Source organism: Schleiferilactobacillus perolens DSM 12744, from assembly GCF_001435585.1.
Taxonomy (GTDB): domain Bacteria; phylum Bacillota; class Bacilli; order Lactobacillales; family Lactobacillaceae; genus Schleiferilactobacillus; species Schleiferilactobacillus perolens.
On the sequence record NZ_AZEC01000003.1, the window covers coordinates 175092 to 187254 of the forward strand.

The window sequence follows — 12163 nt, forward strand, 5'->3', positions numbered from 1 at the left end:
ACTGGAGATAACGAACATCGAGGAGTGTGACTTTCGTGGGTATCGTGCTCAACATTTTGATCATTTTATTCATCTTCAACACCGTCGGGGCTGTGGTGACAGTTTTTCACCGTCCCCGGAATATTGCGAGCACGTTAGCCTGGCTCTTGGTACTGGTATTATTGCCAGTTTTGGGTTTTATTCTGTACGCTTTTTTGGGTCGTGGCTTGGCCCAAGAGAAGATTTTTGATATCAGTCACGGAGAGCATATTGGGTTGCAACATTTAAAGCGGATGATTTTGACGGATGATAAAACCGATCCGGATAATGAACGCTCTGATCACACCACCACACATACCGCCCGCCAGTTGATTCGGTATTTTGTCAACGCGGAAGATGCCCCATTGACGAAACGAAATTCGGTGAAAATTTACACGGATGGACAAGATCAAATTCAAGCCATCTTCGCAGATATCAAAGCTGCCAAGGAAACGGTCCATGTCGAGTATTATGCGTTTTTTAATGACAATATTGGCAATCAATTCCTATCGTTATTGACGGAAAAGGCGCGAGAAGGATTGGAAGTCCGCTTGATCTATGATCCATGGGGATCGCCGCACACCAGCAATCGCTGGTTTAAGCCATTTCGCGATGCCGGCGGGCATGTCGTGCCATTTATTACCGCTCAGAACGTGGTCGCCAAGACTCGGCTGAACTATCACTTACACCGTAAGATCGTGGTCATTGATGGGAAGATCGGCTACACGGGCGGTTTCAACGTGGGCGACCAGTATGTGATGCCAACTCCCAAGTTTGGCTATTGGCGGGACACTCAGATTCGTCTAGTGGGGACGGCGGTATTGTCTTTGCAGGAACGCTTTGTCATGGACTGGAACGCCTCAGTGGGCAAAAATGAAGAATTGATCACGTTCCAGCCGAAATACTTCCGTCACCCCGACCCAGATTTGGGCGGTCATGCCAATATTCAAACTGTTTCTGATGGTCCAGATACCACCGCTCAGATTTTGAAGGGCGGAATGATGCGAATGATCATGTTGGCGGAAAAATCGGTGTGGATTCAGACGCCTTACCTGATTCCCGACGACAGTATGATTGACACCTTGATGATTGCTGCTGCTTCTGGGGTGGATGTGCGGATCATGATTCCCGATCGGCCGGACCATCCGTTTATTTACCGGGCGACGCAGTACTATGCTAATCTACTGACAATGACAGGCATCAAAATTTACATTTACAATAAAGGTTTCATCCATGCTAAAACCGCGGTGATGGATAACAAAGTCGTTACTGTGGGGTCGATGAATCAAGATATTCGCAGTTATGCGTTGAATTTTGAAGCAAACTGCTTCATCTATGATTCCAAGGTCAGTCAAGAGTTCACGGATATCTTCAACGCAGATATCGCGGATAGTACTTTACTGACGAAGGAAATCATTGCCCAACAATCCCGCTGGCTGCGTTTTAAGCAGTATTTCTCCCGCCTGTTATCGCCAATTTTGTGATTTCTCAATTTTCGCAGTAAAATAACAGCCAAGAGAAAAGGACGCGATTGAGATGCAGGTACAAGTGGCAGAAAATACACAGTTGGCCGTGAACACATATGGTCATGGTCAGCCCATTCTTTTATTGAACGGGTTTGGCGGCTTCCAGGAAATATGGACCGCTCAGATTAAGCCGTTGACCACATGGGGCTATCAAGTGGTGACGTTCGATTATCGGGGACAGGGCGCATCGACTGGTAACGTGGCAACGAGTGTTACGGAGTTGGCGGGCGATTTGCATACCCTGTTGGCCAAAATGGGGATCAAATCGCCGATTTTAATTGGTCATTCCATGGGGGCCAGTGTCATCTGGGCTTTTCTCAAAGATTACCCGGATTTTCCGGTCCATGCTGTGGTCACCATTGACCAGAGTCCCAAGATGGTCAATACCGCCCAATGGTGGTATGGCTTTCGCGGCCTTGACGAAGCCGACTGTCCGGCTTTCTTTAAACGGATGGACAAAGCGCATGAAACATTACATGGCTTAGACGACGGTGTATACAGCAAATTGATGGCTGCCGAACACGCTCGCCCATTCTTTCGCATCGCCGCCCAAAGCCTTTTGATCGACCATCTCAGTGCAGATTGGCGTTCTGTGGTGACCCAAATCACCGTCCCCACATTAATGCTAAGCGCCAAACAAAGCCCTTATTTCCCCAACGGCTACGCAGAATGGTGTGCTGCCCAAAACAAGCACATCCAAACCGCGATCATCGATAACTGCGGTCACGACATCATGGCCGAAGTCCCAACCGCTTTTAACGAACAATTACATTCATTTCTGACTTCAGAAGTGCCGGCTTTTATCCGTTAATACATGTCGACAAATAATTTTGAATTTGTCGGATTTAGTGCCAGTGCGTAGCACTGGCACGGCGCCCACACGAAAAAAGCTGTCCACCCATGAGTCTTCTCACGGGCGAACAGCTTTTTTATCTGAACCTAATTATTATCCCGGTTACCACCAAACAAGATAATCAACCGCAACAGTTGCAAGAAAGTCGTCAACGCCGCCGCCACATAAGTCAGCGCCGCCGCAAACAGAACCTTCTTGACCATCACCACTTCATCACCCGACAACAATGGCGAACTGGAAAGAATTGCCACCGCCCGCCGAGAGGCGTTGAATTCCACCGGCAATGTCACCAGCTGGAAAATCAACGCTGCCGCAAAGGCCCACAAACCAATACTGATGATAATATGATTCATGCCAAAAATTACACCGGCAAAAATGATCGGTAAGGACAATGTCGAGCCTAAGTTGGCCACTGGTACCAGCCCTGCTCGCAAGTTCATCGGCGCATACCGTACTTTATCCTGTACCGCGTGCCCGCACTCGTGGGCTGCCACGCCGATGGCCGCCACAGAAGTGGAACGCGCCGTCGACTGGGACAGATTCAATGTTTTATCTTGGCTATTGTAATTATCCGTTAAATTGCCGGATACTTCTCGAATTTGAACATCATGGATGCCGGCAGATTGCAAAATGTAGGCCGCCGCATCAGTACCACTGACTCCGGACCGGCTGGGTACCTGATCATACTTCCGGAATGTGCTGTTCACATAACCCGAAGCCGCTAATGAGATCACCAGGCCGATAATGACCAAATAGAACGTGGGGTCATACCACAAGAACATCGGAAAAAACATCGCGAATTCACTCCTTCAATTGAATCGTATAGGCATATCATAGCCTAACAGGCTAGTGCGCGCGTCAGCCTTAATACCTATTTCGTCGGTGGGGTGATGGATACTGACCGGCTGATTTGGTAAAGATCGAAGTCCGCATAATCACTATCCGTGAAAGAATCGGCTTTGTAACCCAGGGTTACCAAAGTGTCTTGATACGGCGCATTGGCCGGTACCCAGATCGTAAGAGAGGATAAGCCCAGCTCTGCAAAGCAAAAAGCAGACATGTGCCCGATAATTTCCCGGATCGTGGCCGCTGTGAGCAGATCCGGCTGGATTTCCAGATGCAGGCCTGCCTGCCCAGCGTCCGCGTCAATTGGTGCGATAGCGAAGATTCCGACCACTTTACCCGCTTCCCGGTCGGAGACCGCCCATGTCAATTGCTGATTGCGCATGATGGCCAACATGGTTTGACTGATGTAGTCGACGGTTTGGTTAATCGTATCATCCGCCGGTCGATTGGTTTGCGCGGCCAGTTGCGGATCGTGGCGCAGAGCAAAAATTTCTTTCACAGTGGCCGTAGTCAGCCAATCAAACGTAAACCGAGGAGTCATTATGGGGTGATACTTTTCGAATTGTTCCATACTTCAATCTCCTTCACCAGAACGGCTTGCACCGCCTTTAGTCTCTGTCCCCAGTATAACAAAGGCCAACCAGCGGCGCACAGAATGTGCGTTGCCGGCTGGCTGGAGATTGGGTAAGATGGAACGATGGAATGGATGGTGGCAGGAAATGGCAAAGAGGTATTATGCAGTGGCCAAGGGTAAAAAAACAGGCGTTTTCACAGATTGGCCAACGACTCAAAAACAAGTGTCTGGATTCCCGGGCGCGCGCTACAAGAGTTTCCCCACCCGCCAGGAAGCCCAAGCTTGGGTGAATGCGGGAGGCCCTATACAGAAGAAGCCAGCAACTAAAGCAAATATTAAAGCGGCGCCCCAACCGTCGACAAACAAGCAATACACGGTAGCGTTTTGGAGCGATGGCGGGTCCCGTAATACCGGCAATGTTCCCGGCGGCCACGTGCGCACCACGGACCCAGCAGCCTGGGCGTACCTCATTGTGACAGAAAGCACACGCATACAGTACAGCGGCTCGGCTGGGGAGTTTGGCGCCACCAACAACCGCATGGAAATCATGGGTTTGCTGCAAGGCCTGCGCCGGCTCCAAGCACTCAAACTTAATCGTGAACCGATTTTAGCGACACTGGACTCCAAATATGTTCTTTCGGCAATCAACGACCACTGGCTGGCAGGGTGGCAGCGTCGAGGGTGGCAACGGGCTAATAATCAGCCGTTGGCGAATGCCGAATTATGGCAGCAATTAGCCGCGGAACTCCCCGCTTTTCCCCACATCGATTTCGTCTGGACAAAAGGGCACGCCAATAATAGTGGCAACGTCTTTGTGGATGAATTGTTAAATAAGACCATGGATGAATTAATCAAGAAAGCACCAAATCAGTCTTAAGATAATTGGACACCAGGGTATCTAGGTACCAGTAGAGCACGACAAAATCGGAACTGGTGCCAAAATCCTGCAACTGAATCAGCGGTAAATCGTTTTTTAACCCTAATTGGGCGGCCAATTCCATACTGGTCGTCAAAATAATATCGTATTGGTGATGCCTGTCGAAATTCTCAATGTGAATGTTGAAATTGGCTCCGATCTGTTCCTTCAGCGCGCGCAACAGGTAGAAGTTGATCGGCAAATCATTACTGGTCAGCAAACCAATCTGAAATTGCCGGTGAGTGTGACGCAGTAACAGCAGTACCGTCATCAGCAGCCGTTCTTCAAGTTCGTCTACAGCCCCAGGTTGACTGAAATCCTCGGAGTTCTTTTGCAATTGGGCAATAATGTAGCGGATGAACCGCATTTGACCAGATTCTGGTTTCCAATACACCCCCTGCATGGCAGTGTAAATCAGTTGGTGGGCGGTGGTGATCACGCCTGGCAGTAATGCAATGGTGGTCAGCTCGGTGAAAAAGATTAACTGAAACTCCTCATGATAGCTGTGCATCTCGAATTTGGAGCTTAAAATATCCATCACAGTGTGCACATAACCGCGCATTTTAATGCTGAATGATGAGGTGCCCAGGTACAATTGCCGGTAAAGATCGCTTTTCAAGGGTAAAATCCGCGCATAAAAAGTGTACACAAAGAACGCGACACTTTCGAACTCAATAGCGATGTGGTGATTACGGCCAAACATTTCTTCCCAAATCTGCTGCATTTCCCGCACTTTGGGTAGCTTGATCAAGGTGTTCAACTTAAAGACACCGACACTGTCATTCAAGGGGTGGTTGGATGCCACCCGTTGCAGCACGATATGCAAATAGACGCGAATGGCTTGTTGAATATTCTCATCCAAAGGACCCGTGATCCGTTGTTGAAAAAGAGTGATGAACCGTTCGATGGCCCGATTGCTCGTATCACTCAGCCGAGGATCATGACCGTTTAAGACGATAAATAATTGATAATAAAAATGTCGAATGTCTAGTTCCCGGCCCATGAGCCGGTTGTTTCGAATGGCGATATTGAATTCCGCCAAAAGGGTGTTTAGTCGTGATACATGGCGAAAAAGCGTGGAGGAACTCATGAGCAGCGCCCGTTGTAGGCCACTCATGGTGAATTCGTTATGCCAAAAAATGTAAGCCAAAATCTGGAAGGAATACCCTTCGCGAATAAGCAGATTGGTAATGTCTTCCAGTGTGGGCAAATTAACCAGATCGAGAATATATTCAGTTTCTGAAGGACCCAGATGAAAGGGCGCATTGGGAAAGAGTGTGTTCAATTGGTCACCCAAAGCTGCCATGTGGTCGGTGATGAGTCGGGGATCCACTTGCAGATCCGTCGCCATCTGTTTCCGTAATGCGTGTCCGTTGTGGGTATATAGATACTGAATAAAAGCCAGATCTTGGCGTGTCCGTGATTCCAGTAAGTCCTCTTTTTTCATTTGTTTACCCTCCAATATGGAGAGAATAGTCTGTCAAGCCTATTCGTCTAAATGGCGCGGCCCCAGGTATTGCCCGGGCCCCGCTGGGCAGGGCGCAGTCTGTCTGCAAGCCCCATTCATCATATCTCGCAGTCTCTGTAAAGTCCCACCAAAACACTCGCCAATCAGAAAAATACCGAATGGCCAAATTTTTGTCGGGAAACAAGAACAGCATGCCCAATACGATGACTCTCTACCATGATTATAGTGGGAATTTTTGCCCAGAAAAATCAATTGTGAGAAAAATATTTTATCATGTTTGTAAAACGATTTCTAGGAATGCAAACAAGGCCCAGACAACGTCTGAGCCTTCGGGAATCTAAGTGTAAATTAATAATTGTCGTTGGCTGCCGTCCCAATGCTCCGCAAGTTGCGGTGGCAGGGGGCTGGAACGCTGTGACGTTTCCACAGCTGAGCCCCCTGCCACCTCCGCTTGCTCCGCATTGGCACGACATGCATTCATACTGTAAAGCTCTGCCACGAATTTCAACCCGTTAGGAACTTGATTAACTGAACAGTCCCTGGATTTCCTTCCACACACTCTGGAAGAATTGGCCGATGCTGTCGAGAATCTTTTGCAAGAAGTTGCGGTTTTCCTGGGTGTTGAGCTTATCGAAAATACCTTTGGCTGAGCTTTGAATGTCGCTCATCACTTTACCGGCCTGCTCCTTGAAGCTGTCACTCTTTAATGCCCCAGAATCGCGGACCTGTACTAAGACATTGATAATCTGTTGTTTCTGGTTGTTGTTGATAATTGTACCCAGATTATTTTTGTTCAACTGATTGTTCACAATCGTGGTGATCTGGCCCACGGTGATGTTGGTACCTTGTTTGGCCATTTCTTCTTTGGCGCCGGCCACGGCATTGTTCAATTGGGCGTCAGAGTAACCGTCCTTACCCTTGTTGGCCTGGGTAATATCGTTTAAGGTCCCCATTTCATTTTGGGCGGCAGTGACTTGGCTTTGGTTAAGGGCATCACCATTTTGGGCAAACGCCGCATAAACCCCGGCTAAGGCGCCGGAACCGTCAATGGGTACCGCGGAAGTGACGTAAATATTGGCATCGGTGACACCAGCGGTTAACGCGGCATTTTTATACTGATCCGCGGTAATTTGGGTAATGTTGTTTTTGCCGTTATAGTCCAAGATCTGGACATTAATCCCGCTGCCGCTGCTGGTCTTTTGCACGGCGGCACTGGACCATACACCGGAACTGGTAGTGAAGTTGGCGCCGCTGGGGTTGAGATATTTGACCAAGGTCGCCCCATTGACCGTAATGGTGTTGTAATTGCTGCCGTTGAACGATTGGGTCAGCGTGGAAACCGTTCCGCTGCGCTGGCTGTCTGTTAAACTGCTGCCCAGCGTGACGATGGGTTCGCTCCAATCGTTGCTGGCGGCGTGGGCTGGTGTCGCCAGTGCGAGCAAGCTGGTGACGGCCGCCAAGATAATTAATAGATAGCGTGTCAATCGACGCATAATTGGAATTCCTCCTGAATAACTTCTTTGATAATTTTAGTTTACCAGGAAAGCCCACCCCCTTGACGGCGGATGGGCTTTCTTAAACTTGCTGTAAGTAAAATCGGTCTGTAGACCGAGGGCGGCTAGCTAAGATGTTGAATCAGTGCTGCCACCAGTGCATCCGTCTCTCGCAGTGAGAGATCATTCACATCGGGGCGCGGACTGGCGGTGGTTAGCCAGTGGTAACCCTCAGTGGGAATACCGTAAAGAGCCACGTTCGGTAACTCTTGACCTGTCGCAGTAATCAGCGCAGCATTTTGGCGATTAACAGTGACGGCACCCGTTGGGACGGTTTGTCCCGACGGGTGTAAAACGTAACCATGGAGCAGGCCATGAGCGTTCATTTGTCGTAATAACGGATTAATCGCCGTCTGGTAATGAACCGCCGGCAAACGGGCCTCAATGAGGACATTTCCGCGATAGGTGCGGTCTGAATAGGCCTGGGACGATACTGTGAAACCGCCCGTGGTGGGAGATACGGTCATGTCCGGGCCAACGATCGTCACCACGCCAGCGGCAATCAGAGCGGCCAGTTCCTGAATACGATGGGCGGGTGGACCGATAGACAGGAAATCATTAGCCGGTTGGAATTCATGGAGAAAGACATGGTCATAGTCGTCATCGGTCAATAGGCCGGTTTCCACAATTTGGCGAATCGGATCGCGCATATCCCGTAAAACTTCCAAGGCACTGGTGAACGGTCCGGTTTTGGTGCCTTTTTCCGCTTCTTGATAATCTTGGATTAAGTAATTGAGCAAATAGTCAGCGTACTGGGCGGCATCGGTAGCTTTGCGTGGTGCCAAAATCGTTGGCCACTGCCACAGTTGAGCGGTCGGCACACCGGCCGCTTGAGCAGCCGCTGTGGGGGTAGCGGTTTTCCGCATCTGGTCTTGGAGTTGAGACAAATCAATGGCTGAAAACTCCCTTTGAACCAGCAAACTGTAATAGACGTATTCCACTTCCGCCTGTAATAGCTGCCAAAATTCCGCACCCGCGACATGACCGGCTTTTTTCCAAGCGGCTAAGCGGGCGGCAGTCAGAAACTGCGGAGTATCTTCTTCGCCGTCGTCTTTTTCGTTATACCCCTTGGCCCGGTACGGGAACCCGCTGCGGGAACTAGCCAGAATGCGGGGTTCACGACCGCTGGGATGGTATTTAAACCCGTGCTCGGCTGATTCCGTGAAGGTGCCGCCGCGACCGGCGGTAAGCAGGGTGGTGTAATCAAAGAAGCTAAGGCCCAACCCGCGCAAGATCACGGTATCCGTATTGTCAATGTTGGACAGATCGGCATCCGCTGGGTTGCGTTGGGGGATGTAGTGCAAGCCCTTGTTCGCGGCCGCATGATCGGCTAACTTTTGCTGATCAGCGGGCAGTTGGTTTTCACTATAGCCCAAGGCTAACACGGCGCCATTGAAAGTGGTTGTTCCGGCAGCTGTTTGGAGCAGCACTGTGTGGTCATCTTGCCACTGCAGATCGGTGACCATCATCGGTGAAAAATGAATCTCGGTCTCAGCAGATGCATGGGTTGTGACGTACTCGTAAAACCAATGCGTGTAAGCCCCATAAAGCGCACGGGTGGCATAACCCCGGGGGTGTAACTGAGCTGCCTCTTGCTGCAACGCCGTCTGTGTCGGCCAAGGTTGTTGCGGCAACCAGTTCGCAGCGATGGTGTGGGCCCATTCATAAAGGTTGGGCCCAGTGGTTACAGGGCCACCGCTCAAGCGGACACTCCTATCCGTGAATAGGGTGATTTGGATAGGAATGGTGTTCATGATCAAAGCCAACGGTTGGGTGGGCTGCCAGACCTTCCCGCCAATCCCGGCAGGATCATAAATCGATATCGTCAATGGAAAGTGGTCGCGTTGCTGCCATGCGACAAGGCGCTCCATGGTCATCAAACCGCGGGGACCCGCACCGACAATTGCAATCTTCATGGGAAATCTCCTTTGCAGCGTATTGAAAAACAATACCTTTATTCTACCATTTTTGGTCATTTCACCGGAGCTGTTTGCTTGGTGGCGAAGACAATGGAAGGTGGGATGTTATAATGAAAATTAGTGAACTCAATGGTGGAAAGCAGGATTTTCATGGCAAAAGTACTGGCAATTAATGCGCGGAACACCTCACTCCAATTTGAAGTGATCGAAATGCCTGCAGAGATTGCACTCGCAGCAGGAAAAATTGAACAGGCAAATACCCCAGAGGCGGTTTTAACAATCACGACCCCTGCCGGTAAGCAGCGCACCTTTCGACACGGTCTCACGGATGTCTCGGCCACGGTCAACACAGTCTTGGTTGACTTAGCGAAAATGGATGTTTTAGCTGATCCAGATGACGTGACTGGGGTGGGGCACCGGGTGGTGGCCGGCGGCGAAGAGTTCTCAGCCCCGACACGAGTAGACGAACGTGTCATTGATGATGTTCGGGGGTTGTCCGAATATGCGCCGCTGCATAACCCGATTGAAGCGGATTATATGGGTGCATTCATGCATCGCCTGCCCAAGACACCAATGGTGGCTGTATTCGATACTGCGTTTCACCAGACGATGCCGCCAGTGAATTTTCTATACAGCATTCCGATATCGTATTATAAAAAGTTCGGTGCCCGTCGCTATGGCGCCCACGGCACCAGCCATGACTTTGCGGCCCATGAAGCGGCCAAGTACTTAGGGATTCCCCTGGAGGATCTGCGCATGATTTCCATTCATCTCGGCGTCGGCTCCTCTGCCACGGCCGTCCAAGCGGGCCACTCACTGGACACCTCCATGGGCTTCACCCCGCTGGCTGGGCTCACTATGGGTACCCGGTCAGGGGATATTGATCCTTCACTGGTGGCGTATTTGGCAAAAAAGACTGATAAAACCTTCGATCAAATGATTAAGATTCTCAATGACCATTCAGGTATGCTGGGCTTAACCGGCTTTTCCCAAGATTTCCGAGAGATCGACAAAGCCGCCTCACTCGGTAACGAGCGGGCGGCCATGGCGGAACAAATCTTTGTCAATTCTGTCGTGCGGTACATCGGCGCCTATACCGCAGAAATGCATGGTCTGGACGTCATCGTGTTCACCGGCAGCGTCGGCGAACACATCGGCTACATCCGCCACCGCATCCTCGACCGCGTCGCTTTCATGGGCATCGCTGAGAATCCAGCGAAAATGGCGATTCAAGGCACCGGCATGTTGACGATGCCGGAATCAAAAATTAAAGCCATGGTCGTGACCACCAACGAGGAAGTCATGATCGCCCGCGACGTCATGGCCATCGTCGCCCACCGCGCAAAGAATTGATGGTTTTATTATCTCTTGTTTAACGCGGAGACAATGTTTTTGAGCTTCGTCTGAGTTAGTGCCAATGCGGAGCAATCGTAGGTGGCAGGTGGCTCAAACCGCCGTCACAGCGTTCCAGCCACCTGCCACCGGAGATTGCGCAGCTTTGGCACGGCAAGAGTGGACTAGAGTCTTAATCCCGTTCTTTCTCCGCTGGCACATACTTCGCCAAAAACCGCTGCACCCGCCGCGTATACTCCCCCGGATCAGTCGCATAGGAACTCGCATGCGTGGCATGCGGCACGATCCACATATCCTTCGGCGCGTCCGTCGCATTAAAACAATCAATACACATATAAGTCGGCACATACGTATCCTCAGCCCCATGAATAAAGAAAATCGGTCGCGTATTCTTGTGCAACTGACTGATCGACGATACCGAATCGTTCAATGAAATACCCAAAGTGATCCGGTTGATCCCACTAACCACCGGCAAAAATGGCCATTTTGGCAAATGGAACTGAACCCGCATCTGATATGTGAGTTCCTCCGTCACCGACGAATAGCCGCAATCCTCAATAATTGCTTTCACCTGACTGGGCAGTTCTTCACCACTGACCATCATGACCGTTGCACCGCCCATGCTGATTCCGTAGAGGACGATCTCACAGTCCGGTCCCAACCGCGCAATCATTTTATTGATCCAGTCTAAATAATCCAATCGATCAAGCAAACCAAAATTGATATACTTGCCGGCCGAGCCGCCATGGGAGCGATTGTCCGGCATCAAAACATGGTAGCCATCATCCCAAAACAGCTTAGCGCTGCCTGCCATGTTGCGGGCTTCGCCTTTGTATCCGTGGGAAATAATAACGGCCTTTTTCGAGTCCGGATCCTTCGCTGGAATATAGAAGCCCTGGATTTGCTGCTCAGGATCGCTGGGATTCAACTGCCACTTTTCCTTGGCGACTTGTTGATACCATTGGTCACCGACGTAATAGGGTGAATCTGCGGTGATCCGTGGTGGTTGGGCGGGGACATCCGCCCGTTTGAATGCATATTGATATAAAATGGCAGAGACTACAGCGGTCCCCGTCGAGAAGGCGAGTGGGGCACCAATTTGCAATACTTTCTTTAATTTCATGACTCGCTCCTTTC

General features: G+C 50.4%; 10 protein-coding genes. 4 read left to right on the forward strand and 6 right to left on the reverse strand.

Features of this window, described 5'->3' with window-relative positions; genetic code table 11:
* The first annotated feature begins 35 nt into the window (after window positions 1–35).
* Together cls and FD09_RS04545 are read left to right on the forward strand one after the other, a co-directional pair.
* Window positions 36–1502, forward strand: a complete 1467-nt coding sequence (cls, locus tag FD09_RS04540) for a cardiolipin synthase (protein ID WP_057818785.1) — start codon at window positions 36–38, stop codon at window positions 1500–1502.
* Between the two features lie 52 nt (window positions 1503–1554).
* On the forward strand, window positions 1555–2355 hold the full coding sequence (locus FD09_RS04545; RefSeq protein ID WP_057818787.1) for an alpha/beta fold hydrolase: 801 nt from the start codon (window positions 1555–1557) through the stop codon (window positions 2353–2355).
* Between the two features lie 128 nt (window positions 2356–2483).
* Here FD09_RS04545 and FD09_RS04550 read toward each other — a convergent pair whose 3' ends face one another.
* Window positions 2484–3191 (reverse strand): zinc metallopeptidase, encoded by a 708-nt coding sequence (locus FD09_RS04550; protein ID WP_157053681.1) that lies wholly within the window; start codon window positions 3189–3191, stop codon window positions 2484–2486.
* Window positions 3192–3268: 77 nt separating this feature from the next.
* Window positions 3269–3814, reverse strand: a complete 546-nt coding sequence (locus FD09_RS04555; protein ID WP_057818789.1) for a GNAT family N-acetyltransferase — start codon at window positions 3812–3814, stop codon at window positions 3269–3271.
* A gap of 148 nt (window positions 3815–3962) precedes the next feature.
* Between FD09_RS04555 and FD09_RS04560 the strand changes: the two genes are divergently transcribed.
* Window positions 3963–4694 carry a ribonuclease H family protein gene (locus FD09_RS04560; RefSeq protein WP_057819037.1) on the forward strand — a complete coding sequence of 244 codons (732 nt, stop codon included), beginning with the start codon at window positions 3963–3965 and terminating at the stop codon, window positions 4692–4694.
* Here the strand turns inward: FD09_RS04560 and FD09_RS16600 are convergent.
* The 3 genes from FD09_RS16600 to FD09_RS04575 form a co-directional block, all read right to left on the reverse strand.
* A complete protein-coding gene (locus tag FD09_RS16600; protein ID WP_057818791.1) occupies window positions 4669–6180 on the reverse strand; it encodes an AcpB/EbpR/MafR family transcriptional regulator in 1512 nt (503 codons plus the stop codon). The genes FD09_RS04560 and FD09_RS16600 overlap by 26 nt on opposite strands.
* A gap of 545 nt (window positions 6181–6725) precedes the next feature.
* A complete protein-coding gene (locus FD09_RS04570) occupies window positions 6726–7694 on the reverse strand; it encodes a DUF1002 domain-containing protein (protein ID WP_057818793.1) in 969 nt (322 codons plus the stop codon).
* Between the two features lie 125 nt (window positions 7695–7819).
* On the reverse strand, window positions 7820–9670 hold the full coding sequence (locus FD09_RS04575) for an FAD/NAD(P)-binding protein (RefSeq protein ID WP_057818795.1): 1851 nt from the start codon (window positions 9668–9670) through the stop codon (window positions 7820–7822).
* A gap of 153 nt (window positions 9671–9823) precedes the next feature.
* Here FD09_RS04575 and FD09_RS04580 point away from each other — a divergent pair, with 153 nt between their 5' ends.
* Window positions 9824–11026: an acetate/propionate family kinase gene (locus tag FD09_RS04580; RefSeq protein WP_057818797.1), complete on the forward strand. Its 1203-nt coding sequence runs from the start codon at window positions 9824–9826 to the stop codon at window positions 11024–11026.
* A gap of 172 nt (window positions 11027–11198) precedes the next feature.
* Here FD09_RS04580 and FD09_RS04585 read toward each other — a convergent pair whose 3' ends face one another.
* A complete protein-coding gene (locus tag FD09_RS04585) occupies window positions 11199–12149 on the reverse strand; it encodes an alpha/beta hydrolase (RefSeq protein ID WP_057818799.1) in 951 nt (316 codons plus the stop codon).
* Window positions 12150–12163: the final 14 nt, after the last annotated feature.

What these genes read in the sequence shown, in the direction of transcription:
- FD09_RS04545 (WP_057818787.1), top strand. Translation starts at nt 1,555, where the DNA reads ATGCAGGTACAAGTGGCAGAAAATACACAGTTGGCCGTGAACACATAT.
- FD09_RS04550 (WP_157053681.1), bottom strand. Translation starts at nt 3,191, where the DNA reads ATGTTTTTTCCGATGTTCTTGTGGTATGACCCCACGTTCTATTTGGTC.
- FD09_RS04555 (WP_057818789.1), bottom strand. Translation starts at nt 3,814, where the DNA reads ATGGAACAATTCGAAAAGTATCACCCCATAATGACTCCTCGGTTTACG.
- FD09_RS04560 (WP_057819037.1), top strand. Translation starts at nt 3,963, where the DNA reads ATGGCAAAGAGGTATTATGCAGTGGCCAAGGGTAAAAAAACAGGCGTT.
- FD09_RS16600 (WP_057818791.1), bottom strand. Translation starts at nt 6,180, where the DNA reads ATGAAAAAAGAGGACTTACTGGAATCACGGACACGCCAAGATCTGGCT.
- FD09_RS04570 (WP_057818793.1), bottom strand. Translation starts at nt 7,694, where the DNA reads ATGCGTCGATTGACACGCTATCTATTAATTATCTTGGCGGCCGTCACC.
- FD09_RS04575 (WP_057818795.1), bottom strand. Translation starts at nt 9,670, where the DNA reads ATGAAGATTGCAATTGTCGGTGCGGGTCCCCGCGGTTTGATGACCATG.
- FD09_RS04580 (WP_057818797.1), top strand. Translation starts at nt 9,824, where the DNA reads ATGGCAAAAGTACTGGCAATTAATGCGCGGAACACCTCACTCCAATTT.
- FD09_RS04585 (WP_057818799.1), bottom strand. Translation starts at nt 12,149, where the DNA reads ATGAAATTAAAGAAAGTATTGCAAATTGGTGCCCCACTCGCCTTCTCG.